This is a genomic window from Streptomyces gardneri, from assembly GCF_006539185.1.
Classification (GTDB): domain Bacteria; phylum Actinomycetota; class Actinomycetes; order Streptomycetales; family Streptomycetaceae; genus Streptomyces; species Streptomyces gardneri.
Genome location: NZ_BJMN01000012.1, coordinates 154,303 through 174,591 on the forward strand (window position 1 = coordinate 154,303; position 20,289 = coordinate 174,591).

Consider the following 20,289-nt stretch of genomic DNA (forward strand, 5'->3'; position numbering starts at 1 on the left):
CAAGGGTACGGGCGGCACGGTCCGAAGAGCCGTACCGCCCGAAGTCCTCAGGTCAAGCAGCCGTGCGTCAGACGCGGCGGCGCTTGGGGGGACGGCAGCCGTTGTGCGGCGTGGGGGTGACGTCCTGGATCGAACCGACCTCGAGGCCCGTGGCCTGGAGGGAGCGGATCGCGGTCTCGCGGCCGGAGCCCGGACCCTTGACGAAGACGTCAACCTTGCGCATGCCGTGCTCCTGCGCGCGGCGGGCGGCCGACTCGGCGGCCATCTGCGCGGCGAACGGGGTCGACTTGCGCGAGCCCTTGAAGCCGACGTGGCCGGCGGAGGCCCAGGAGATCACGTTGCCCGAGGGGTCCGTGATCGAGACGATCGTGTTGTTGAACGTGCTCTTGATGTGCGCGTGGCCGTGAGCGACGTTCTTCTTTTCCTTGCGGCGCACCTTCTTGGCAGCGCCCTGACGACCCTTGGGGGGCATCTATTACTCCTACGGGAGGTGGTCGGTCCTACAGCGAAGACCGCTTGGTCAAGCGTCCGCTGAGGACTACTTCTTGCCCGGCTTCTTCTTGCCGGCGATGGCGCGACGCGGGCCCTTGCGGGTACGAGCGTTCGTGCTGGTGCGCTGACCGCGAACGGGCAGGCCACGACGGTGGCGAAGACCCTGGTAGCAGCCGATCTCGACCTTGCGGCGGATGTCGGCGGCGATCTCGCGGCGGAGGTCACCCTCGGTCTGGAGGTTGGCGTCCACGTACTCACGGATCTTGACGAGGTCTTCCTCGGCAAGGTCACGGACACGGGTGGACTCGTTCACGCCGGTCGCGGCGAGAATCTCCTCGGACCGGGTGCGCCCGATGCCGAAGACGTAGGTGAGTGCGACCACCACACGCTTTTCGCGCGGGATGTCAACACCGGAAACGCGTGCCATTCAATGGCTCCTGTGTTCTCGGGGGTCTGCTGCAGAACCGCTCCCGACCGCCGACCCTCTGAGGTGTTCAGAAGAGTGGTACGTCCGGGTCCCCGGCCCCCGCCGGAGGTGCCGTCAACCGTGGAACACGGCCCGACGGGCTCTGCTTATGTACGTACTGCTATGCGTCGCGCGAAGAACTGCGAAATGCAGGTCGGTCGGCGTGCGTCAGCCCTGGCGCTGCTTGTGGCGCAGGTTGTCGCAGATGACCATGACCCGGCCGTGACGGCGGATCACCTTGCACTTGTCGCAGATCTTCTTGACGCTCGGCTTGACCTTCATGGGATGTGAGGTTCTCCGGGTCAGTGCCACCACCCGCGCGCGGAGGCGGGGTGCGGGCAAGATCTACTTGTACCGGTAGACGATCCGGCCACGCGTCAGGTCGTACGGAGAGAGCTCCACGACGACCCGGTCGTCCGGGAGGATTCGGATGTAGTGCATCCGCATCTTGCCGGAGATGTGCGCGAGGACCTTGTGACCGTTCTGGAGTTCCACCTTGAACATGGCGTTCGGGAGGGACTCGATCACGGTGCCCTCGATTTCGATGGCACCTTGCTTCTTGGCCACGCTTCGCCTTTCGAATCGGCTACCTTGATCGACTCTCGCCGCCGTATGCGGACACACGGGTACACGAGAGCCGACGCATCAGTCTACGTCAGGCCCCTGGAAAAGACGAATCCGGGAAGTTTGCCCACAGTAGAAGATCATTACTCGACGATGGAGCCAGGGCTACGCGAGCGGGTCCGGCGCCGCCGGCCCATCCCCTACGCAGCCCTCGCGGGCTCGGCGCCGGGCGCCTCACAAGCTTCGGCCTGCTGCGGCGGACTCCGTCCGCCGGCCGATCGCCCGGGCCTCTTAGCCCAGCGGGTCCGGCGCCGCCGTCACGCCCAGCTCCGCCAGCTTCGCCTTGCCGCCGTCGACCGCCGTGAGGACCAGGGGGCCCTCCTCGGTGAGGGCGATGGAGTGCTCCCAGTGGGAGGACCAGGTGCCGTCCGTCGTGACGACGGTCCAGTCGTCCTTGAGGACCTCGGTGTGCGGGGTGCCCAGGGAGACCATCGGCTCGATCGCCAGGCAGAGGCCCGGGACCAGCTTCGGGCCCTTGCCGCGCTTGCGGGAGACGTAGTTCAGCAGGTGCGGGTCCATGTGCATCTCGGTGCCGATGCCGTGGCCGCCGTAGTCCTCGACGATCCCGTACCGGCCGAGGCTGTGCTCGCCGACCGAGGGACGGGGCTGCCGCTTGATGTACGTCTCGATGGCCTTCGAGATGTCGACGAGCCGGTTGCCGAGCTTCATCGCCGCGATGCCGGCCCACATCGACTCCTCCGTCACCCGGGAGAGCTCGACGAGCTCGGGCGCGTGCCCGGTGCCCACGAACGCCGTGTAGGCCGCGTCACCGTGCCAGCCGTCCACGATCGCGCCCGCGTCGATGGAGATGATGTCGCCGTCCTTCAGGACGGTCTTGTCATCGGGGATGCCGTGGACGACGACCTCGTTCACCGAGGTGCAGATCGTCGCGGGGAAGCCGCCGTACCCGAGGAAGTTCGACTTCGCGCCGTGCTCGGCGATGACCTTCCGCGAGACCTCGTCCAGGTCCCGGGTCGTGGCGCCCGGCACGGCCGCCTCGCGGGTCGCCGCGTGGATGGCGGCGACGACCAGCCCCGCCTCGCGCATCTTCGCGATCTGCTCGGGGGTCTTGATCTGCACCATCGTGGCCGCGGCCTTTCTTCGAGTACGGGGAACAGAACAACGATACGGCCGCGGCGCCCCCGAGGGGCACCGCGGCCGTATCGAACGAACCAGGGTTACTTCTTGAGCGCGGCCATCGCCTTGGCGGTGACCTCGTCCACCTTGCCGAGCGCCGAGATCGTCGCGACCAGGCTCTGCGCCCGGTAGTAGTCGATGATCGGCTCGGTCTCCGTGTGGTAGACCTCCAGGCGCCGGCGGACGGTCTCCTCGGAGTCGTCGTCGCGCTGGTAGAGCTCGCCACCACAGGCGTCGCAGACGCCCGCGGTCTTCGGAGCGTTGTACGTCACGTGGAACACGTGAGAGGAGTCGTTGCGGCAGATGCGGCGACCCGCGATCCGCTTCACGACCTCGTCCTCGGGGACCTCCAGGTCCAGGACCGCGTCCAGCTGGACGTGCCCCGCCTTGAGGATCTCGTCGAGAGCCTCGGCCTGGGCCACGTTGCGCGGGAATCCGTCGAGCAGGAAGCCGTTGACGGCGTCCGCCTGCTCCATGCGGTCCTTGGCCATCCCGATCGTCACGGAGTCCGGCACGAGCTGGCCGGCCTTCATGTACGACTGCGCCTCCACACCCAGCTCCGTGCCCTGCGAGATGTTGGCACGGAACAGGTCACCCGTGGAGATGTGCGGGATACCCAGGTTCTTGGCAAGGTACGCGGCCTGCGTACCCTTGCCGGCCCCGGGCGGTCCGACGAGGACGATTCGCATCAGCGGAGGAACCCTTCGTAATTGCGCTGCTGGAGCTGGCTCTCGATCTGCTTCACGGTCTCCAGCCCCACACCCACGATGATGAGGATGCTCGTCCCACCGAAGGGGAAGTTGGCATTGGCGCCACCGAAGCCTGCCAACGCCATCGTCGGCACAAGAGCGATCAGACCCAAGTACAGCGAGCCCGGCCAAGTGATCCGGTTGAGCACGTAGCTCAGATACTCGGCAGTAGGTCGACCAGCCCGGATACCCGGGATGAAGCCACCATACTTCTTCATGTTGTCGGCAACTTCCTCGGGGTTGAACGAGATCGCCACGTAGAAGAAGGCGAAGAACACGATCAGGAGGAAGTACGTAGCGATGTAGTAGGGGTGGTCACCCTTGACGAAGTGGGCTTCGATCCAGGTCTTCCACCCCGCGGTGGAGTTCGAGAACTGCGCGATCAAGGCCGGGATGTAGAGCAGCGACGACGCGAAGATGACAGGAATCACACCTGCCTGGTTCACCTTCAACGGGATGTAAGTGGACGTACCGCCGTAGGAGCGTCGGCCGATCATCCGCTTCGCGTACTGCACGGGGATGCGTCGCTGGGCCTGCTCGACGAAGACCACGAGGGCCACCATCGCGAAGCCGACGAGGATCACGGTGCCGAACTCGATCCAGCCGTCGGCCAGGTCACCCTCGACCTTGATCTTCCACAGCGCGCCCGGGAAGCCGGCGGCGATCGAGATGAACATCAGGATCGACATGCCGTTGCCGATGCCACGGTCGGTGATGATCTCACCGAGCCACATGACGACGGCGGTGCCCGCGGTCATCGTGATGACCATCGTGGCGATCGTGAAGATCGACTGGTCGGGCACGACCTGGTCGGCGACGACACAGCCGCTGAAGAGCGCGCCGCTCTTGGCCGTGGCCACGAGACCGGTGCCCTGGAGGATGGCGAGGGCGATCGTCAGGTACCGCGTGTACTGCGTGATCTTGGCAGTACCGGACTGACCCTCCTTCTTGAGGGCCTCCAGACGCGGGATCACGACGGTCAGCAGCTGCAGGATGATGCTCGCCGTGATGTACGGCATGATGCCGAGCGCGAAGATGGTGATCTGCAGCAGCGCCCCGCCACTGAACATGTTGACCAGGCCGAACAGGCTGTTGTTGCCCTCGCTGGCCTGCTTGACACACTGCTGGACGGCCTCGTACTTGACGCCGGGGACCGGGATGTGGGCCCCGAGGCGGTACAGCACGATGATGGCGAGCGTGAAGAGCAGCTTCTTGCGCAGGTCGGGCGTCTTGAACGCCCGGGCGAACGCGGTGAGCACGGTGCCTCCTGCGACCCCCGCGCTATGCGTCAAGGGTGACGGTCTTGAGGTTCGACGATTGGGTTTCGGTCATCAATCCCGTGCGGGCATACCGCACGGAGTCTAGACAGTGCACGCCACCTTACCGGCGACCATGCCCCCCTAGGAACGACCAACCGGGGATGCCCCTTTTGGGAGGCATCCCGGGCGGGAGCGGACCTCCGGGTCCCGGGCATCCGACTTTGGTCGGGCGCCCCTCCCGACCAAGAGCCGTCATGACACCGCACCCCACCCACAGAAGACTGATCGAGCGGTTCCGGACCGACCGGCCGGAACCGCTCGATACCCGCTGATACCGCTTCTGGGGGAACACCTGTGAAGAAGTCACTCACCGTCGCGACCGCCGTGGGCGCCGCGCTGCTGATGGGCGCCGGCACCTCCACCGCCCGGTCCGCCGCGCCGGCTCCCGCTCCACCGACCGTCACGACGGCGGTCACCACGACGGCCGCCGCCGCGCCGCAGGTCGCCGCGGCGGGCTGCTACCTCGAGGTGTACACGCCGTGGAAGGAGAACATGGCGAGCAGCGGCACGAGCGACCATGCCCGCGGCAAGTACCGGACCAGGAACAACTGCAGCGGCTGGTACAACACCGCGCTGCTGCAGTACCACCGCTGGGACGGCTGGAACCGCATCGCCGGTACGGACTGGGTCGGCAACCGCGGCATGAGCCACCTCCAGTGGAAGTGCCAGGGCAAGGGCACGTTCACCTACCGCACGAAGGGCTCCGTCCGCGGCGGCAGCCCGGCCCGTGTCGGCTGGGCCACCAGCCAGGAACGCCGCTTCACCTGCTGAGATGAAACGCATAGGGCTGGCCCTCGCGGGCGGTGCCGCGGTGACGGTCGCGGTCGCGGCCGTCACCGTCGGCACCGCCGACGCGGGACGGAGCGCAGGTGACGACGGCCGGGCAGGGGCGTCCGTCACCCGAATCGAGTTCACGGAGGCGGTCCCGCTGGAGACCGACCCATCCGTGACGACGAACCGGAGAGTGGAGATGTTCGCCGAGCACCGGGGCGACGCGGTCAGCAGACTCCGCTTCGTGATCACTTTCGAAGGGCGGACGGCGGAGGAACGACTCTGGCGTGCCGACCGCCCCGAATCCATCACCTCGCGGAACTGGGAGTCCTGTACGACCGGGGACGAACCCACCCCCGCGCCGAAGCCGGACGGCCTGGACGTGATCCTGCGGGGGTACTTCGGACCTCGCGAGATCCCCCGGGACGCGAAGAAGGTCGCCGGCGGCGCGAACCGGTGGGAGACACCCATGGGCATGATGCGCATGACCTACACCGACCTCGGCGGCCCGTATCCCCACCGGATCGTCGAGATCAAGGGGCCGGACGGCTCGATCGGCTCCACGATCAGCGGTACCCGGACGAGTGAGCACCCCGCCTTCCCCGACTGGCGGCCGGACTGGCGGTCCTGCCGGCCGTCCGCCGCGGCGGGCTGAACCGGAACATCAGGTACTGCTCAAGTGCCTGTGCAGGTGCAACCACCACGATTACAGTCGTGATCACCCAGGGGGGCGGGAGCGGGGGAACGCAGCGCCGCCCCCTGCCGCGATCGCGAAGTGGGGGAAATGAGCACGCAACGCCATGCACATGCCCATGTCCTTGTGGCCGACGACAGCCCGACCCGCACGCTCGGCCTCATCCAGATCGTCCGACGATTCTCGTACGTGAAGACACTCAGCACCTGCACCGTGAGCGACCTGGCCGAGGCGGTCGACCGCCTCGGCCCCGACCTCGTCCTGCTCAGCACCGCCGACTCACCCGAAGAGGACGTGACCGCCGCCCTCCGGCCCCGGGCAGGGGACCACGCGGTCCGCTTCATCTCCATCGGTCATCCGGCGCGGACCCGTATCTCTCCGTCCAGCGTGTCGGCCGGTCTCCATGGATTCCTGCCCGACACCGCGACTCCGGAGGACTTCGACCGCGCCCTGGCCGCCGCCCTCACGGGGTTCACGTACTTCCCCCGCGACATGACGGAGGAACTGACCGAATACCGCATGCGGTTCCCGCAGCTGACCCCCCGGGAACAGCAGGTGCTGGATCTGCTCTCCGACGGGATGAGCAATCACCGCATCGCGAGCTCCATGGGAATCAAGGAGGCCACGGTGAAGATGTACGTGACCCACGTGCTGGCCAAGCTCAACGTCGAGAGCCGGCTCCAAGCCTGTCTCAAGGCCCGCGGGCTCACCTCGGCCGTGGCCTGAGACCCTCCACACGCAGAGAAGCCCGGCCGGCTCCCCCTAAGGGGAACCGGCCGGGCTTACTCAGTGCTGTCTACCGGGCTCAGACGAGCTCGGTGACGGTGCCACCAGCGGCGGCGATCTTCTCCTTGGCGGAGCCGGAGACGGCGTCAACCGAAACCTGCAGCGCCACGGTGATCTCGCCGGTGCCGAGCACCTTGACGAGGCTGTTCTTGCGAACCGCGCCCTTGGCGACCAGGTCGGCCACCGTGACCTCTCCACCCTCGGGGTAGAGAGCGCCGAGCTTGTCCAGGTTCACGACCTGGAACTCGGTGCGGAACGGGTTCTTGAAGCCCTTGAGCTTCGGCAGACGCATGTGGAGGGGCATCTGCCCACCCTCGAAGCGCTGCGGAACCTGGTAACGGGCCTTCGTACCCTTGGTACCACGACCGGCCGTCTTACCCTTCGACGCCTCACCACGACCGACACGGGTCTTGGCAGTCTTGGCGCCGGGGGCGGGACGGAGGTTGTGGGCCTTCAGCGGGCTGTTCTCCGCCATTTTACTCAACCTCCTCGACCGTCACGAGGTGGCGGACGGTGTGCACCATGCCGCGGAACTCGGGACGATCCTCCTTGACAACCACGTCGTTGACCTTCTTGAGGCCAAGCGAGCGCAGGGTGTCGCGGTGGTTCTGCTTGCTGCCGATGTACGACTTCGTCTGCGTGACCTTGAGGCGAGCCATTACGCACCCGCCCCAGCACGCGCACGGAGCAGAGCCGCGGGAGCGACGTCCTCGAGGGGCAGACCACGGCGAGCCGCGATCTCCTCGGGACGCTGCAGGCCCTTGAGGGCCTCCACGGTCGCGTGCACGATGTTGATCGCGTTGTCGGAGCCGAGCGACTTCGACAGGATGTCGTGAACGCCGGCGCACTCCAGAACGGCGCGCACCGGGCCACCGGCGATAACACCGGTACCGGGGGAAGCAGGCTTCAGCAGGACAACGCCGGCCGCCTTCTCGCCCTGGATCGGGTGCGGGATGGTGCCCTGGATGCGGGGAACCTTGAAGAAGTTCTTCTTGGCTTCCTCGACGCCCTTGGCGATGGCCGCGGGAACTTCCTTGGCCTTGCCGTAACCGACACCTACGGTGCCGTCACCGTCGCCCACCACGACGAGCGCGGTGAAGCTGAAGCGACGACCACCCTTGACAACCTTGGCGACGCGGTTGATCGCGACAACGCGCTCAACGTACGCGGTCTTCTCGGCGGCAGCGCCACCGTCGCGGCCCTTCCGGTCCCGCCGCTCGCCGCCACCGGCACCGCTTCCGCGGCGCTGGGGTCCAGCCATTGGATTACCTCTCTCTGTTACGTCCGTTAGTCCCGGAACCGGGGCTTAGAACTTCAGCCCGGCTTCGCGGGCGGCGTCAGCCAGAGCGGCAATGCGCCCGGCGTACCTGTTGCCACCACGGTCGAACACGACAGCCTCGACACCAGCAGCCTTGGCGCGCTCGGCGACGAGAGCACCCACCTGCTTGGCCTGCGCGGACTTGTCACCCTCGCCGCCGCGGATCGACGCGTCCAGGTTCGACGCAGACGCAAGGGTGTGACCCTTGAGGTCGTCGATGACCTGAGCGGTGATACCGCGGTTGGAACGCGTCACGACGAGGCGCGGACGCTCCGCCGTACCCGACACGTTCTTGCGGATGCGGATGTGGCGGCGCGCCTTGGCGGCACGCTTGTAAGCGTCGCCCTTGGCGATCTTCACACCGTATGCCATGGCTTACTTACCAGCCTTTCCGACCTTGCGGCGGATGACCTCGCCGGCGTACTTGACGCCCTTGGCCTTGTACGGGTCGGGCTTCCGCAGCTTGCGGATGTTCGCCGCGACCTCGCCGACCTTCTGCTTGTCGATGCCCTCGACCGAGAACTTGGTCGGCGACTCGACCTTGAACGAGATGCCCTCGGGCGCCTCGACGAGGATCGGGTGGCTGTAGCCGAGCTGGAACTCCAGGTTGGAGCCCTTCGCGGCAACGCGGTAACCGACACCGCTGATCTCGAGCGCCTTCACGTAACCCTGGGTCACACCGGTGATCATGTTGGCCACCAGCGTGCGGGACAGGCCGTGAAGGGCCTTGTTCTGACGCTCGTCGTTCGGACGGTTGACGTTGAGCACGCCATCCTCGCCCTTAACGATCTCGATCGGAGCGGCGACGGTGTGGCTCAGGGTGCCCTTGGAACCCTTCACCGTGACCGTGCGGCCATCGATGGTGACGTCCACGCCGGCGGGAACCTGGATAGGCAGCTTGCCAATACGCGACATGAGCTTTCCTTCCTTTCCCGACTACCAGACGTAGGCGAGGACTTCCCCACCTACGCCCTTCTTGCCTGCCTGCTGGCCGGTCAGGAGACCGTGGGACGTGGAGATGATCGCCACGCCCAGGCCGCCGAGGACCTTCGGCAGGTTGGTGGACTTCGCGTAAACCCGGAGACCGGGCTTCGAGATCCGCTTGATGCCCGCGATGGAGCGCTCACGGTTCGGACCGAACTTGAGCTCGAGGACGAGGTTCTTGCCGACCTCGGCGTCCTCGACCTTCCAGCCCGTGATGAAGCCCTCCTGCTGGAGGATTTCCGCGATGTGAGACTTGATCTTGCTGTGCGGCATCGTCACGGAGTCGTGGTATGCCGAGTTCGCGTTACGCAGACGAGTCAGCATGTCCGCGATCGGATCAGTCATGGTCATGAATTGGCCTTCGGCCTCTCTCGCCGGGGTTTCCTGTATGCGCCATCCCTCTCCCCACACAGGGGCGGGACGGGTGCGGCGCGGGGACCTACGGCGTAGTAAGTCGTACGGGCGACGGACGCCCAACCCTCCTAGCCTAAGCCATGGAGGGGTGGGCATCCGCCAACCCAGTGCTTACCGAGAGTCTCTGGGTATCCCTAACGTCCAAAGGACAGTAGGGAATTACCAGGAGCTCTTGGTCACGCCCGGCAGCTCGCCACGGTGAGCCATCTCACGGAGGCACACGCGGCACAGGCCGAACTTGCGGTACACGGAGTGGGGACGACCACAGCGCTGGCAGCGCGTGTAGCCACGCACGCCGAACTTGGGCTTGCGAGCAGCCTTCGCGATGAGAGCCTTCTTCGCCATCTCGCTTACGCCTCCTTGAAGGGGAAGCCGAGGTGACGGAGAAGGGCGCGGCCCTCAGCGTCGTTGGTCGCCGTGGTCACCACGGTGATGTCCATACCCCGGACACGGTCGATCTTGTCCTGGTCGATCTCGTGGAACATGACCTGCTCCGTGAGACCGAAGGTGTAGTTGCCACGCCCGTCGAACTGCTTGGGGGACAGACCACGGAAGTCGCGGATGCGCGGAAGCGCGAGCGACAGGGTGCGGTCCAGGAACTCCCACATGCGGTCGCCACGGAGGGTGACGTGCGCACCGATCGGCTGGCCCTCACGCAGCTTGAACTGCGCGATGGACTTGCGAGCCTTGGTGACGGCCGGCTTCTGACCGGTGATCGTGGTCAGGTCGCGGATCGCACCGTCGATCAGCTTCGAGTCACGGGCGGCGTCGCCGACACCCATGTTGACCACGATCTTCACGAGGCCGGGAACCTGCATGACGTTCTCGTACGAGAACTCCTCACGCAGCTTGCCCGCGATCTCCTCGCGGTACTTCGTCTTGAGACGCGGAGTGGTGGTAGCCATCAGATGTCCTCACCCGTCCGCTTGGCAACGCGGATCTTGTTGCCCTCGTCGTCGAAGCGGTAACCGACACGCGTGACGACCTTCTTGCCGTCCTTCTCCACGACCAGCTGGACGTTGGAGACGTGGACCGGAGCCTCGGTCGTGACGATGCCACCGGCCTGCGACGGGCCGGCCTTGGTGTGCTTCTTGACCCGGTTGACACCCTCGACCAGGACGCGGTTCTCGCGGGGGAAGGCCGTGATGACCTTGCCCTGCTTGCCCTTGTCCTTACCGGTGATGACCTGGACCAGGTCGCCCTTCTTGATCTTCATGCTTACAGCACCTCCGGCGCGAGCGAGATGATCTTCATGAACTTCTTCTCGCGCAGCTCACGGCCGACCGGGCCGAAGATACGGGTGCCACGAGGGTCGCCGTCGTTCTTGAGAATGACAGCGGCGTTCTCGTCGAAGCGGATGTACGAGCCGTCCTGGCGGCGGCGCTCCTTGACGGTGCGAACGATGACCGCCTTGACGACGTCACCCTTCTTCACGTTGCCACCGGGGATCGCGTCCTTGACGGTGGCGACGATGACGTCACCGATGCCCGCGTAGCGGCGACCCGAGCCACCGAGAACACGGATGCAAAGGATCTCCTTGGCACCAGTGTTGTCGGCGACACGCAGTCGCGACTCCTGCTGGATCACGTCTATCTCCTGATTGTCTGCCGGTTCCCGGCCGGGGCTTCAGAAGAAGCCCCGGCCGAGCCTGGCGGAACGAACTCGAAGGGTTACCCCTTCAAGAATTACTTGGCCTTCTCGAGGATCTCGACGACGCGCCAGTGCTTCGTCGACGACAGCTTCCGGGTCTCCATCAGGAGGACGCGGTCACCGATGCCGGCAGCGTTCTGCTCGTCGTGAGCCTTGAGCTTGTTCGTACGGCGGATGACCTTGCCGTACAGCGCGTGCTTGACGCGGTCCTCGACAGCGACGACGACGGTCTTGTCCATCTTGTCGCTGACGACCAGGCCCTCGCGGACCTTGCGAGCGTTGCGCTCGGTCTTCTCAGTCACGTTGCTCTCGCTCATCAGGCGTTCTCCACCGTCTCGATGCCCAGCTCGCGCTCACGCATCAGGGTGTAGATCCGGGCGATGTCCTTACGGACGGACTTGAGCCGGCCGTGGTTCTCGAGCTGGCCCGTCGCCGCCTGGAAGCGGAGGTTGAACAGCTCTTCCTTGGCCTCGCGGAGCTTGTTGAGAAGCTCCTCGTTGCCCAGCTCGCGCAGCTCGGACGCCTTGGTACCGGCCGACATCACAGCTCACCTGCTTCGCGCTTAACGATCTTGCACTTCATCGGCAGCTTGTGGGCCGCACGGGTCAGGGCCTCGCGCGCGATCTTCTCGTTCGGGTAGGACAGTTCGAACATCACCCGACCCGGCTTGACGTTCGCGATCCACCACTCCGGAGAACCCTTACCGGAACCCATGCGGGTCTCGGCGGGCTTCTTCGTCAGGGGACGGTCCGGGTAGATGTTGATCCAGACCTTGCCGCCACGCTTGATGTGGCGGGTCATCGCGATACGAGCAGCCTCGATCTGGCGGTTCGTCACGTACGCCGGCGTGAGGGCCTGAATGCCGTACTCGCCGAACGCAACCTGCGTACCACCCTTGCTCATACCCGAGCGCTTGGGGTGGTGCTGCTTGCGGTGCTTGACCCTACGGGGGATCAGCATTTCGGTCAGGCCTCCGTTCCGGTGCTCTCAGCCGGAGCGGCAGCGGCGGCGGGAGCGTCGGCCTTGGGGGCCTCGGCAGCCGGCGCGGACTGCTGCTGCGGCTTGCGGCCGCGGCCGCCACGCTCGCCACCACGGCCACCACGGCCGGCCGGGCGGTCGCCAGCGCCGGCACCACGGGCCGGGCGGTTACCCGCACGGGCCGCAGCGTTCTCGGCGCGGACCTCGGCGATGTTCTTGACGTCGCCCTTGTAGATCCAGACCTTGACGCCAATGCGACCGAAGGTCGTCTTGGCCTCGAAGAAGCCGTAGTCCACGTTCGCGCGGAGCGTGTGCAGCGGCACACGACCCTCGCGGTAGAACTCGGAGCGGGACATCTCGGCGCCGCCGAGACGACCGCCACACTGGATCTTGATGCCCTTGGCGCCGGCCTTCATCGTGCCCTGCATGCTCTTACGCATGGCGCGACGGAAGGAGACGCGGGAGGAGAGCTGCTCGGCAACGGCCTGAGCAACCAGCTGAGCGTCCATCTCGGGGTTCTTGACCTCGAGGATGTTCAGCTGGACCTGCTTGCCCGTGAGCTTCTCGAGGTCACCGCGGATGCGGTCGGCCTCGGCGCCACGGCGGCCGATGACGATGCCGGGACGCGCGGTGTGGATGTCCACACGCACACGGTCACGGGTGCGCTCGATCTCAACCTTCGAGATGCCGGCGCGCTCCATGCCGGACGTCATCATCCGACGGATGGCGACGTCTTCCTTGACGTAGTCCTTGTACAGCTTGTCGGCGTACCAACGGGACTTGAAGTCCGTGGTGATGCCGAGCCGGAACCCATGCGGGTTAACCTTCTGGCCCATTACCGGGTTCCTTCCTTGCTGCTGACGACCACGGTGATGTGGCTGGTCCGCTTACGGATCCGGAATGCACGGCCCTGAGCACGCGGACGGAACCGCTTCAGGGTCGGGCCCTCATCGACGTACGCCTCGCTGATGACCAGCGAAGAGGCGTCAGTGTGGTCGTAGTTGTGTGCAGCGTTGGCGATGGCGCTGTCCAGCACCTTGCCAACCGGCACGCTCGCGGCCTGCGGGGCGAAACGCAGGACCGCCTGAGCCTCCGTGGCGTCCATGCCACGGATAAGGTCCACCACTCGGCGGGCCTTCATGGGCGTGACGCGGATGTACCGCGCCTGGGCCCTGGCTTCCATGGTTGTCCTTCCAGTGTCTGTCATGGTCGATTCCACCCCGCTACTAGCGGCGCTTCGACTTCCGGTCGTCCTTCACGTGACCCCGGAAGGTGCGCGTCGGCGAGAACTCACCGAGCTTGTGGCCGACCATCGACTCGGTGACAAACACCGGAATGTGGGTCTTGCCGTTGTGCACCGCGATCGTGTGGCCGAGCATGGCCGGGATGATCATCGAGCGACGGGACCAGGTCTTGATGACGTTCTTGGTACCGGCTTCGTTCTGTACGTCCACCTTCTTTACGAGGTGTCCGTCGACGAAGGGTCCCTTCTTGAGACTGCGCGGCATCTAAACCCGCTCCTAGCGCTTCTTGTTCGTCTTGCGGCGGCGGACGATGTACTTGCTCGAAGCCTTCTTCGGCGAGCGAGTACGACCCTCCTTCTGACCCCACGGGGAGACCGGGTGGCGACCACCGGAGGTCTTACCCTCACCACCACCGTGCGGGTGGTCGACCGGGTTCATCGCCACACCGCGAACGGTCGGGCGAACGCCCAGCCAGCGCTTACGGCCGGCCTTGCCCCAGTTGATGTTCGACTGCTCGGCGTTGCCGACCTCGCCGATGGTGGCGCGGCAGCGGGCGTCGACGAGACGGATCTCACCGGACGGCATACGAAGGTGGGCCATCGTGCCCTCCTTCGCCAGCAGCTGCACGGAGGCACCAGCGGAGCGCGCGAACTTGGCGCCGCCACCGGGACGGAGCTCGATCGCGTGGATCGTGGTACCGACCGGGATGTTGCGGAGCGCCAGGTTGTTGCCGGGCTTGATGTCCGCGCCGGGGCCGTTCTCGACCCGGTCACCCTGGTGCAGGTTCTTCGGGGCGATGATGTAGCGCTTCTCGCCGTCCGCGTAGTGGAGCAGCGCGATGCGCGCGGTGCGGTTGGGGTCGTACTCGATGTGAGCGACCTTCGCCGGCACGCCGTCCTTGTCGTGACGACGGAAGTCGATCACACGGTAGGCGCGCTTGTGTCCGCCACCCTGGTGGCGAACGGTGATCCGACCGGTGTTGTTACGGCCGCCCTTGCTGTGCAGGGGGCGAACCAGCGACTTCTCCGGCGTGGACCGCGTGATCTCGACGAAGTCGGCAACGGAGGAGCCACGGCGGCCCGGCGTTGTCGGCTTGTACTTGCGGATTCCCATTTCTCAGTCCTCGTCCGATTCCGGACGATCCAGACCGCCGTTAGGCGGTCGGACCGCCGAAGATGTCGATACGGTTGCCCTCAGCAAGGGTCACGATGGCGCGCTTGGTGTCCTTGCGCTTACCGAAACCGGCCTTGGTGCGCTTGCGCTTGCCCTGGCGGTTGATCGTGTTGACCCCGGTGACCTTGACCGAGAAGACCGCCTCGACGGCCTGCTTGATCTGGGTCTTGTTGGAGCCAGGCGCGACGATGAACGTGTACTTGTTCTCGTCCAGCAGGGCGTAGCTCTTCTCCGAGACAACCGGCTTGACGAGAATGTCGCGCGGGTCCGAGAAGGTCTTGCTGGTGACGACGGCGTCAGTCATCAGGCGTCGCTCCCTTCGGTCTCAGCGGTCTGGGGGCCAGACACGAAGGACTCGAGGGCGGCCTGGGTGAAGACCACGTCGTCGGAGACGATCACGTCGTACGTGTTGAGCTGGCCCGGCTCCAGGATGTGCACCTGGGGCAGGTTACGAGCGGACAGCCACGCAGCCTCGTCGGAGCGCTCGGCGACCAGGAGCACGTGCTTGCGCTCCGAGATCTTGCCGAACAGCGTCTTCGCGGCCTTGGTGGAGACGCCACCCTCGACCACGCCGGTGACGACGTGGATGCGGGAGTGGGTGGCCCGGTCCGAGAGGGCACCGCGGAGAGCGGCGACCTTCATCTTCTTCGGGGTCCGCTGCGAGTAGTCACGCGGCACGGGACCGTGCACGACGCCACCACCGGCGAACTGCGGGGCGCGGGTCGAACCCTGACGGGCGCGGCCGGTGCCCTTCTGGCGGTAAGGCTTCTTGCCACCACCGCGGACTTCGCCACGGCTCTTGGTCTTGTGCGTGCCCTGACGGGCCGCGGCCAGCTGCGCGACGACGACCTGGTGGATCAGCGGAACGCTGACCTTGGCGCCGAAGATCTCCGCGGGGAGCTCGACGGTCCCGGCCTTGTCGCCTGCCGGCGAAAGGATGTCAATGGTGCTCATCGGTTCCTCAAACCCCCTTGGCCGCAGTGCGGACCAGGACGAGGCCACCGTTGGGGCCGGGGACGGCGCCCTTGATGAGCAGCAGACCCTTCTCGGCGTCAACGGCGTGGACGGTCAGGTTCTGGGTGGTCACACGCTCGTTGCCCATGCGACCGGCCATCTTCATGCCCTTGAAGACACGACCCGGAGTGGCACAGCCACCGATGGAGCCGGGCTTACGGTGCACGCGGTGGGCACCGTGCGACGCCTTGCCACCACGGAAGTTGTGGCGCTTCATGACACCGGCGAAGCCCTTGCCCTTGCTCTTACCGGTGACGTCGACCTTGACGCCGGCCTCGAAGAGCTCGGCGGTGATCTCCTGGCCGAGCGTGTACTCGGAGGCGTCAGCGGTGCGGAGCTCCACCAGGTGGCGGCGCGGGGTGACGTCAGCCTTGGCGAAGTGACCCTTGAGGGGCTTGTTCACCTTGCGAGGGTCGATCTCGCCGAAGGCGATCTGGACCGACTCGTAGCCGTCGACGTCGTTCGTACGGACCTGGGTCACGACATTGGGGCCGGCCTTGACGACGGTCACCGGGACGACCCGGTTGTTCTCGTCCCAGACCTGCGTCATGCCGAGCTTCTCGCCCAGGATGCCCTTGATGTTCTTAGCCATCTCGCGCGCCCTCAGAGCTTGATCTCGATGTCAACGCCCGCCGGAAGGTCGAGACGCATGAGCGAGTCAACCGTCTTCGGCGTGGGGTCGAGGATGTCGATGAGGCGCTTGTGCGTGCGCATCTCGAAGTGCTCGCGAGAGTCCTTGTACTTGTGCGGCGACTTGATGACGCAGTACACGTTCTTCTCAGTGGGCAGCGGCACCGGGCCCGCGACCGACGCACCAGTGCGGGTCACCGTCTCGACGATCTTCTTCGCCGAGGAGTCGATGACCTCGTGGTCGTAGGCCTTGAGCCGGATGCGGATCTTCTGTCCCGCCATGGCTACTAGTAGTCCTTTGTCTCGTAACGCTCTGGCACCCCGGTCGACTGGGCTTCCTGAGAAGCCCCGTCCTACCTCCGACCCACGCGGTCGGGCGTGTCGCACTCCCTCTACGCAGAAATCCCTAAGGATTTCCCAACCAAGGGGGTGCGGTCACCATGACCGCGAGTCGGGGGTGGAACACCCACCGGGAGCCTGGCCGGCGCCCCGCTGACGCTTCCCAGAAGATTCCCGTACGTCCGCCCGACGCCTCTCCGAAGAGAGGTGTGAAGCGACGAGTACTGTGGGACTCGCTTCCGGTCCTCCCGACGGGAGGCGCGCAGCATCGGCACTCAACCGAGCAACCCCGACAGTCTGCCATACGGGACCTTCCGGCCGCCAATCGGGGGCGAAGACTGTACCCCACGTCACGTACGGACAAGCGCCGGGGCGTACGCGTGTTCCCGGGCGCCCCCTCTCGAACCCCTCACCCCAACCGGCGTGCCCGCTCCGTCAGATGGCGGCGCTCGGGAGCGCTCGTCGTGTGACGGGCCGCCTCGCGGTAGGCCGCCGCCGCGTTCTCCGCGTCGCCGAGGAGTTCGAGGAGATGCGCGCGGGTCGCCAGGAGCCGGTGGTGGTGGGCGAGGCGCTTATCCTCCGCCAGCCCGGCGAGCAGCTCCAGGCCCGCCTCCGGGCCGTGGACCATCGCGACCGCGACCGCGCGGTTGAGCGTGATCACCGGATTGTCCGCGGTCCGCTCCAGGAGCTCGTACAGGGCGAGGATCTGTGGCCAGTCCGTGGCCGCGGCGGACTCGGCCTCGTCGTGCACGGCCGCGATCGCCGCCTGGAGCTGGTACGGGCCGACCTGCCCCTTCGGCAGCGTGCGGCTGATCAGCTCGACGCCCTCCGCGATCAGCCGGCCGTCCCAGCGGTCCCGGTCCTGCTCGGCGAGTGGCACCAGCTCGCCGTGCGGGCCCGTGCGGGCCGGGCGGCGGGCGTCGGTGAGCAGCATGAGCGCGAGGAGGCCGGCCGTCTCGGTGTCCTCGGGGACGAGCCGGTGCAGGAGCCGGGCGAGCCGGATCGCCTCCGTGGAGAGCGCGGGCGCGGTGAGCTCGTCGCCGCCGCTCGCCGTGTAGCCCTCGTTGAAGGTCAGGTAGAGGACGTGCCGGACCTCGGCGAGGCGGACGGCCCGGTCCTCCCCCTCGGGCTGGGCGAGCCCTCCCCCGGCGGCCTTGATCGTCTGCTTGGCGCGGCTGATGCGCTGCGCCATGGTCGACTCGGGTACGAGGAAGGCCGCGGCGATCTGCGCGGTGGTGAGGCCGCCGACGGCCCGCAGGGTGAGCGCGATCCGGCTGGGGGACGACAGGTCCGGGTGGCAGCAGAGGAAGAGCAGGGCCAGGGAGTCGTCCCGGCCCGTGTCGGGGACGTCCGCGGCCCGGGCGACGAGCTCGGCGTCGGGTGTGGCGAACGCGAGGGCGTCCTCGCGGCGCCGGCGCGCGACGTCGGCGCGCAGCTGGTCGATGTACTTGCGGGTCGCGACGGTGAACAGCCACGCGCGCGCGTTGTCGGGGACGCCGTCCTCGGGCCACTGGCGTGCGGCGGCGATCAGGGCCTCCTGGAGGGCGTCCTCGCAGGCGTCGAAGTTGCCGTGCCGCCGCATGAGCAGTCCGAGGACCTGCGGCGTGCACTCCCGCAGCAGGTCCTCGATCTCCTGGGCTCCGGTCACACGTCCGCCGCGGACTCGTGCAGGACCGGCCAGAGCTCCACGGGGTCGACGTCCGCGAAGGGCATGTCCGCGGCGATCTGCTGGGCGCGCTCCGGGCTGTCGCAGTCGAGCAGGTAGAAGCTGGCCAGGTACTCCTTGGTCTCCAGGTACGGACCGTCGGTGACGGCGGGGACGCCGTCCTCGCGGCGGACGAGCCGGGCGGCGGCCGCGTCGGCGAGTCCGTACGCGCCGAGCAGCTCGCCCGTCTCCCGGTACTTCCGGTTGAAGGCCTCCTGCCTGGCGATCGCCTCGGGCCAGGCCTCGGCCGGGAAGGACTCCCACTTGGCCTGGTTGCCGTAGATCATCGCGACGTACTTCATCTCGGGTGTCCTCCCCGTCCCGCGCGCCCCTGTGGCGTGCTGTCACCCATGAGTCGGAGCCGCTCGCGCGGTCTCGACACCTCCGACCCTATTTCCCGGAGCGGGATACGCGAGAAGGCCCCGCACCGAAAGGTGCGGGGCCTTCTGCTGCAGCTACTTGAGCTACCAGATCAGATCAAGATCAGGCAGTGATCTTGACGACCTGGCCGGCGCCGACGGTCCGGCCACCCTCACGGATGGCGAACTTGAGGCCCTCCTCCATGGCGATGGGCTGGATCAGCTCAACGCTCATGGCGGTGTTGTCGCCCGGCATGACCATCTCGGTGCCCTCGGGGAGGGTCACGACGCCGGTCACGTCCGTGGTACGGAAGTAGAACTGCGGGCGGTAGTTGTTGAAGAACGGGGTGTGACGGCCACCCTCGTCCTTCGACAGGATGTACGCCTGCGCCTCGAAGTTGGTGTGAGGCGTGACCGAGCCCGGCTTGATGATGACCTGGCCGCGCTCGACATCCTCGCGCTTGATGCCACGGAGGAGCAGACCGACGTTCTCACCGGCCTGGCCCTCGTCGAGCAGCTTGCGGAACATCTCGATACCGGTGACCGTGGTGGTGGTCTTCTCGGTCTTGATGCCGATGATGTCGACGGTCTCGTTGACCTTGAGGATACCGCGCTCGATACGACCGGTGACGACGGTGCCACGACCGGTGATCGTGAAGACGTCCTCGATCGGCATCAGGAACGGCTTGTCGACGTCACGCTCGGGCTGCGGGATGGACTCGTCCACCGCGTGCATGAGGCCGAGGAGCTTCTCGCCCCACTCCTTGTCGCCCTCGAGGGCCTTGAGCGCCGAGACACGGACGACCGGAAGGTCGTCGCCCGGGAACTCGTACTCGGAGAGGAGCTCACGGACCTCGAGCTCGACGAGCTCCAGGATCTCCTCGTCGTCCACCATGTCGGCCTTGTTCAGGGCGACGACGATGTACGGAACGCCGACCTGGCGGGCCAGGAGCACGTGCTCCTTGGTCTGCGGCATCGGGCCGTCGGTGGCGGCAACCACGAGGATCGCGCCGTCCATCTGCGCGGCACCCGTGATCATGTTCTTGATGTAGTCAGCGTGACCGGGGCAGTCGACGTGCGCGTAGTGACGCGACTCCGTCTGGTACTCGACGTGCGCGATCGAGATGGTGATACCGCGCTGGCGCTCCTCGGGAGCCTTGTCGATCTGGTCGAAGGCCGAGGCCTCGTTCAGGTCCGGGTACGCGTCGTGCAGCACCTTGGTAATGGCGGCCGTGAGGGTCGTCTTACCGTGGTCAATGTGACCGATGGTGCCGATGTTGACGTGCGGCTTAGTCCGCTCGAACTTTGCCTTCGCCACTGAATCCTCCTGCGGAGTGGTTCTGTACGCCTTGCTTCATCGGCGCCAGGTGATCTTTGCTGGGATGCCAGTCGCCGGAGCCCGATCCTCGGGGTTCCGGGGTGAAACCCCGGCGACTGGTGTCA

General features: G+C 66.5%; 34 protein-coding genes. 3 read left to right on the forward strand and 31 right to left on the reverse strand.

What is annotated here, in order from left to right; genetic code table 11:
* Positions 1 to 67: 67 nt before the first annotated feature.
* From rpsK to secY, 7 genes are all read right to left on the reverse strand, one after another.
* Complete coding sequence (rpsK, locus tag SGA01_RS10435; protein ID WP_003956432.1) at positions 68 to 472, reverse strand: 30S ribosomal protein S11; 405 nt, start codon at positions 470 to 472, stop codon at positions 68 to 70.
* A 66-nt stretch (positions 473 to 538) separates the two neighbouring features.
* Positions 539 to 919, reverse strand: a complete 381-nt coding sequence (gene rpsM, locus SGA01_RS10440) for a 30S ribosomal protein S13 (RefSeq protein ID WP_024755422.1) — start codon at positions 917 to 919, stop codon at positions 539 to 541.
* 207 nt (positions 920 to 1,126) lie between these two features.
* Positions 1,127 to 1,240, reverse strand: a complete 114-nt coding sequence (gene rpmJ, locus SGA01_RS10445) for a 50S ribosomal protein L36 (protein ID WP_003956441.1) — start codon at positions 1,238 to 1,240, stop codon at positions 1,127 to 1,129.
* Positions 1,241 to 1,303: 63 nt separating this feature from the next.
* Positions 1,304 to 1,525 (reverse strand): translation initiation factor IF-1, encoded by a 222-nt coding sequence (infA, locus tag SGA01_RS10450; RefSeq protein WP_003956442.1) that lies wholly within the window; start codon positions 1,523 to 1,525, stop codon positions 1,304 to 1,306.
* 288 nt (positions 1,526 to 1,813) lie between these two features.
* On the reverse strand, positions 1,814 to 2,665 hold the full coding sequence (map, locus tag SGA01_RS10455) for a type I methionyl aminopeptidase (RefSeq protein WP_055641836.1): 852 nt from the start codon (positions 2,663 to 2,665) through the stop codon (positions 1,814 to 1,816).
* Between the two features lie 95 nt (positions 2,666 to 2,760).
* Positions 2,761 to 3,408 (reverse strand): adenylate kinase, encoded by a 648-nt coding sequence (locus tag SGA01_RS10460; RefSeq protein ID WP_141295685.1) that lies wholly within the window; start codon positions 3,406 to 3,408, stop codon positions 2,761 to 2,763.
* Positions 3,408 to 4,727 carry a preprotein translocase subunit SecY gene (gene secY, locus SGA01_RS10465; RefSeq protein ID WP_141295688.1) on the reverse strand — a complete coding sequence of 440 codons (1,320 nt, stop codon included), beginning with the start codon at positions 4,725 to 4,727 and terminating at the stop codon, positions 3,408 to 3,410. Before secY ends, SGA01_RS10460 begins: the two co-directional genes overlap by 1 nt.
* A gap of 354 nt (positions 4,728 to 5,081) precedes the next feature.
* Here secY and SGA01_RS10470 point away from each other — a divergent pair, with 354 nt between their 5' ends.
* The 3 genes from SGA01_RS10470 to SGA01_RS10480 all read left to right on the forward strand — a co-directional run bounded on the left by SGA01_RS10470 (position 5,082) and on the right by SGA01_RS10480 (position 6,978).
* Positions 5,082 to 5,558, forward strand: coding sequence for a hypothetical protein (locus SGA01_RS10470; RefSeq protein WP_141295691.1), 477 nt, complete (start codon positions 5,082 to 5,084; stop codon positions 5,556 to 5,558).
* Position 5,559: 1 nt separating this feature from the next.
* Positions 5,560 to 6,213 (forward strand): hypothetical protein, encoded by a 654-nt coding sequence (locus tag SGA01_RS10475; protein WP_141295694.1) that lies wholly within the window; start codon positions 5,560 to 5,562, stop codon positions 6,211 to 6,213.
* A 165-nt stretch (positions 6,214 to 6,378) separates the two neighbouring features.
* Positions 6,379 to 6,978 carry a response regulator transcription factor gene (locus tag SGA01_RS10480; RefSeq protein WP_141295696.1) on the forward strand — a complete coding sequence of 200 codons (600 nt, stop codon included), beginning with the start codon at positions 6,379 to 6,381 and terminating at the stop codon, positions 6,976 to 6,978.
* A gap of 79 nt (positions 6,979 to 7,057) precedes the next feature.
* Here the strand turns inward: SGA01_RS10480 and rplO are convergent, their stop codons facing one another.
* The 24 genes from rplO to tuf all read right to left on the reverse strand — a co-directional run bounded on the left by rplO (position 7,058) and on the right by tuf (position 20,164).
* Positions 7,058 to 7,513 carry a 50S ribosomal protein L15 gene (gene rplO / locus SGA01_RS10485; protein ID WP_024755416.1) on the reverse strand — a complete coding sequence of 152 codons (456 nt, stop codon included), beginning with the start codon at positions 7,511 to 7,513 and terminating at the stop codon, positions 7,058 to 7,060.
* Between the two features lies 1 nt (position 7,514).
* Positions 7,515 to 7,697 (reverse strand): 50S ribosomal protein L30, encoded by a 183-nt coding sequence (gene rpmD, locus SGA01_RS10490; RefSeq protein ID WP_024755415.1) that lies wholly within the window; start codon positions 7,695 to 7,697, stop codon positions 7,515 to 7,517.
* Positions 7,697 to 8,299 carry a 30S ribosomal protein S5 gene (rpsE, locus tag SGA01_RS10495; RefSeq protein WP_015035588.1) on the reverse strand — a complete coding sequence of 201 codons (603 nt, stop codon included), beginning with the start codon at positions 8,297 to 8,299 and terminating at the stop codon, positions 7,697 to 7,699. The genes rpmD and rpsE overlap by 1 nt, the downstream gene beginning before the upstream one ends.
* 45 nt (positions 8,300 to 8,344) lie before the next feature.
* Positions 8,345 to 8,728 (reverse strand): 50S ribosomal protein L18, encoded by a 384-nt coding sequence (gene rplR, locus SGA01_RS10500; protein ID WP_015035587.1) that lies wholly within the window; start codon positions 8,726 to 8,728, stop codon positions 8,345 to 8,347.
* 3 nt (positions 8,729 to 8,731) lie between these two features.
* Entirely contained in the window at positions 8,732 to 9,271 is a 540-nt protein-coding gene (gene rplF / locus SGA01_RS10505) for a 50S ribosomal protein L6 (RefSeq protein ID WP_024755414.1), read from the reverse strand.
* A 21-nt stretch (positions 9,272 to 9,292) separates the two neighbouring features.
* Positions 9,293 to 9,691, reverse strand: coding sequence for a 30S ribosomal protein S8 (rpsH, locus tag SGA01_RS10510; protein ID WP_015035585.1), 399 nt, complete (start codon positions 9,689 to 9,691; stop codon positions 9,293 to 9,295).
* A gap of 222 nt (positions 9,692 to 9,913) precedes the next feature.
* The gene (locus tag SGA01_RS10520; protein WP_003948630.1) at positions 9,914 to 10,099 is read right to left on the reverse strand and encodes a type Z 30S ribosomal protein S14; all 186 of its coding nucleotides are present in this window, start codon (positions 10,097 to 10,099) and stop codon (positions 9,914 to 9,916) included.
* 5 nt (positions 10,100 to 10,104) lie between these two features.
* Entirely contained in the window at positions 10,105 to 10,662 is a 558-nt protein-coding gene (gene rplE, locus SGA01_RS10525; protein WP_099054322.1) for a 50S ribosomal protein L5, read from the reverse strand.
* Positions 10,659 to 10,970 (reverse strand): 50S ribosomal protein L24, encoded by a 312-nt coding sequence (gene rplX, locus SGA01_RS10530; RefSeq protein WP_015035583.1) that lies wholly within the window; start codon positions 10,968 to 10,970, stop codon positions 10,659 to 10,661. The genes rplE and rplX overlap by 4 nt, the downstream gene beginning before the upstream one ends.
* Positions 10,971 to 10,972: 2 nt before the next feature.
* Complete coding sequence (rplN, locus tag SGA01_RS10535) at positions 10,973 to 11,341, reverse strand: 50S ribosomal protein L14 (protein ID WP_003956455.1); 369 nt, start codon at positions 11,339 to 11,341, stop codon at positions 10,973 to 10,975.
* Positions 11,342 to 11,439: 98 nt separating this feature from the next.
* The gene (rpsQ, locus tag SGA01_RS10540) at positions 11,440 to 11,721 is read right to left on the reverse strand and encodes a 30S ribosomal protein S17 (protein WP_024755411.1); all 282 of its coding nucleotides are present in this window, start codon (positions 11,719 to 11,721) and stop codon (positions 11,440 to 11,442) included.
* Entirely contained in the window at positions 11,721 to 11,945 is a 225-nt protein-coding gene (gene rpmC, locus SGA01_RS10545; RefSeq protein ID WP_017239580.1) for a 50S ribosomal protein L29, read from the reverse strand. The genes rpsQ and rpmC overlap by 1 nt, the downstream gene beginning before the upstream one ends.
* The gene (rplP, locus tag SGA01_RS10550; protein WP_015035580.1) at positions 11,945 to 12,364 is read right to left on the reverse strand and encodes a 50S ribosomal protein L16; all 420 of its coding nucleotides are present in this window, start codon (positions 12,362 to 12,364) and stop codon (positions 11,945 to 11,947) included. The genes rpmC and rplP overlap by 1 nt, the downstream gene beginning before the upstream one ends.
* A 5-nt stretch (positions 12,365 to 12,369) precedes the next feature.
* Complete coding sequence (gene rpsC / locus SGA01_RS10555) at positions 12,370 to 13,218, reverse strand: 30S ribosomal protein S3 (protein WP_017239578.1); 849 nt, start codon at positions 13,216 to 13,218, stop codon at positions 12,370 to 12,372.
* Complete coding sequence (gene rplV, locus SGA01_RS10560) at positions 13,218 to 13,565, reverse strand: 50S ribosomal protein L22 (RefSeq protein ID WP_024755410.1); 348 nt, start codon at positions 13,563 to 13,565, stop codon at positions 13,218 to 13,220. The genes rpsC and rplV overlap by 1 nt, the downstream gene beginning before the upstream one ends.
* A gap of 43 nt (positions 13,566 to 13,608) precedes the next feature.
* Positions 13,609 to 13,890, reverse strand: a complete 282-nt coding sequence (gene rpsS / locus SGA01_RS10565) for a 30S ribosomal protein S19 (protein ID WP_024755409.1) — start codon at positions 13,888 to 13,890, stop codon at positions 13,609 to 13,611.
* A gap of 12 nt (positions 13,891 to 13,902) precedes the next feature.
* Entirely contained in the window at positions 13,903 to 14,739 is an 837-nt protein-coding gene (gene rplB / locus SGA01_RS10570; RefSeq protein ID WP_024755408.1) for a 50S ribosomal protein L2, read from the reverse strand.
* A 40-nt stretch (positions 14,740 to 14,779) separates the two neighbouring features.
* On the reverse strand, positions 14,780 to 15,103 hold the full coding sequence (gene rplW / locus SGA01_RS10575) for a 50S ribosomal protein L23 (protein ID WP_141295699.1): 324 nt from the start codon (positions 15,101 to 15,103) through the stop codon (positions 14,780 to 14,782).
* Positions 15,103 to 15,753, reverse strand: coding sequence for a 50S ribosomal protein L4 (gene rplD, locus SGA01_RS10580; protein WP_055641841.1), 651 nt, complete (start codon positions 15,751 to 15,753; stop codon positions 15,103 to 15,105). The genes rplW and rplD overlap by 1 nt, the downstream gene beginning before the upstream one ends.
* Before the next feature lie 7 nt (positions 15,754 to 15,760).
* Entirely contained in the window at positions 15,761 to 16,405 is a 645-nt protein-coding gene (gene rplC / locus SGA01_RS10585) for a 50S ribosomal protein L3 (RefSeq protein ID WP_024755405.1), read from the reverse strand.
* Between the two features lie 11 nt (positions 16,406 to 16,416).
* Positions 16,417 to 16,725: a 30S ribosomal protein S10 gene (gene rpsJ / locus SGA01_RS10590; protein WP_003948644.1), complete on the reverse strand. Its 309-nt coding sequence runs from the start codon at positions 16,723 to 16,725 to the stop codon at positions 16,417 to 16,419.
* A gap of 466 nt (positions 16,726 to 17,191) precedes the next feature.
* A complete protein-coding gene (locus SGA01_RS10595) occupies positions 17,192 to 18,430 on the reverse strand; it encodes an RNA polymerase sigma factor (protein ID WP_141295702.1) in 1,239 nt (412 codons plus the stop codon).
* Positions 18,427 to 18,789 carry a YciI family protein gene (locus SGA01_RS10600; protein WP_141295705.1) on the reverse strand — a complete coding sequence of 121 codons (363 nt, stop codon included), beginning with the start codon at positions 18,787 to 18,789 and terminating at the stop codon, positions 18,427 to 18,429. Before SGA01_RS10600 ends, SGA01_RS10595 begins: the two co-directional genes overlap by 4 nt.
* Before the next feature lie 181 nt (positions 18,790 to 18,970).
* Entirely contained in the window at positions 18,971 to 20,164 is a 1,194-nt protein-coding gene (gene tuf / locus SGA01_RS10605) for an elongation factor Tu (protein WP_026058274.1), read from the reverse strand.
* Between the last annotated feature and the right edge of the window lie 125 nt (positions 20,165 to 20,289).

Bases quoted from the DNA above. Each gene is read 5' to 3' on its own strand.
- rpsQ (WP_024755411.1), bottom strand. From the start codon at position 11,721: ATGAGCGAGAGCAACGTGACTGAGAAGACCGAGCGCAACGCTCGCAAG.
- rpmJ (WP_003956441.1), bottom strand. From the start codon at position 1,240: ATGAAGGTCAAGCCGAGCGTCAAGAAGATCTGCGACAAGTGCAAGGTG.
- rpsM (WP_024755422.1), bottom strand. From the start codon at position 919: ATGGCACGCGTTTCCGGTGTTGACATCCCGCGCGAAAAGCGTGTGGTG.
- rpmD (WP_024755415.1), bottom strand. From the start codon at position 7,697: ATGGCTCGCCTCAAGGTCACGCAGACGAAGTCGTACATCGGCAGCAAG.
- rplP (WP_015035580.1), bottom strand. From the start codon at position 12,364: ATGCTGATCCCCCGTAGGGTCAAGCACCGCAAGCAGCACCACCCCAAG.
- rpsK (WP_003956432.1), bottom strand. From the start codon at position 472: ATGCCCCCCAAGGGTCGTCAGGGCGCTGCCAAGAAGGTGCGCCGCAAG.
- rpsS (WP_024755409.1), bottom strand. From the start codon at position 13,890: ATGCCGCGCAGTCTCAAGAAGGGACCCTTCGTCGACGGACACCTCGTA.
- rpsC (WP_017239578.1), bottom strand. From the start codon at position 13,218: ATGGGCCAGAAGGTTAACCCGCATGGGTTCCGGCTCGGCATCACCACG.
- SGA01_RS10475 (WP_141295694.1), top strand. From the start codon at position 5,560: ATGAAACGCATAGGGCTGGCCCTCGCGGGCGGTGCCGCGGTGACGGTC.
- rpsJ (WP_003948644.1), bottom strand. From the start codon at position 16,725: ATGGCGGGACAGAAGATCCGCATCCGGCTCAAGGCCTACGACCACGAG.
- rplR (WP_015035587.1), bottom strand. From the start codon at position 8,728: ATGGCATACGGTGTGAAGATCGCCAAGGGCGACGCTTACAAGCGTGCC.
- rplB (WP_024755408.1), bottom strand. From the start codon at position 14,739: ATGGGAATCCGCAAGTACAAGCCGACAACGCCGGGCCGCCGTGGCTCC.
- rpmC (WP_017239580.1), bottom strand. From the start codon at position 11,945: ATGTCGGCCGGTACCAAGGCGTCCGAGCTGCGCGAGCTGGGCAACGAG.
- rplC (WP_024755405.1), bottom strand. From the start codon at position 16,405: ATGGCTAAGAACATCAAGGGCATCCTGGGCGAGAAGCTCGGCATGACG.
- SGA01_RS10520 (WP_003948630.1), bottom strand. From the start codon at position 10,099: ATGGCGAAGAAGGCTCTCATCGCGAAGGCTGCTCGCAAGCCCAAGTTC.
- SGA01_RS10600 (WP_141295705.1), bottom strand. From the start codon at position 18,789: ATGAAGTACGTCGCGATGATCTACGGCAACCAGGCCAAGTGGGAGTCC.
- rplW (WP_141295699.1), bottom strand. From the start codon at position 15,103: ATGACTGACGCCGTCGTCACCAGCAAGACCTTCTCGGACCCGCGCGAC.
- map (WP_055641836.1), bottom strand. From the start codon at position 2,665: ATGGTGCAGATCAAGACCCCCGAGCAGATCGCGAAGATGCGCGAGGCG.
- rplX (WP_015035583.1), bottom strand. From the start codon at position 10,970: ATGAAGATCAAGAAGGGCGACCTGGTCCAGGTCATCACCGGTAAGGAC.
- SGA01_RS10460 (WP_141295685.1), bottom strand. From the start codon at position 3,408: ATGCGAATCGTCCTCGTCGGACCGCCCGGGGCCGGCAAGGGTACGCAG.
- rplV (WP_024755410.1), bottom strand. From the start codon at position 13,565: ATGGAAGCCAGGGCCCAGGCGCGGTACATCCGCGTCACGCCCATGAAG.
- rplO (WP_024755416.1), bottom strand. From the start codon at position 7,513: ATGGCGGAGAACAGCCCGCTGAAGGCCCACAACCTCCGTCCCGCCCCC.
- rpsE (WP_015035588.1), bottom strand. From the start codon at position 8,299: ATGGCTGGACCCCAGCGCCGCGGAAGCGGTGCCGGTGGCGGCGAGCGG.
- rplF (WP_024755414.1), bottom strand. From the start codon at position 9,271: ATGTCGCGTATTGGCAAGCTGCCTATCCAGGTTCCCGCCGGCGTGGAC.
- rpsH (WP_015035585.1), bottom strand. From the start codon at position 9,691: ATGACCATGACTGATCCGATCGCGGACATGCTGACTCGTCTGCGTAAC.
- rplD (WP_055641841.1), bottom strand. From the start codon at position 15,753: ATGAGCACCATTGACATCCTTTCGCCGGCAGGCGACAAGGCCGGGACC.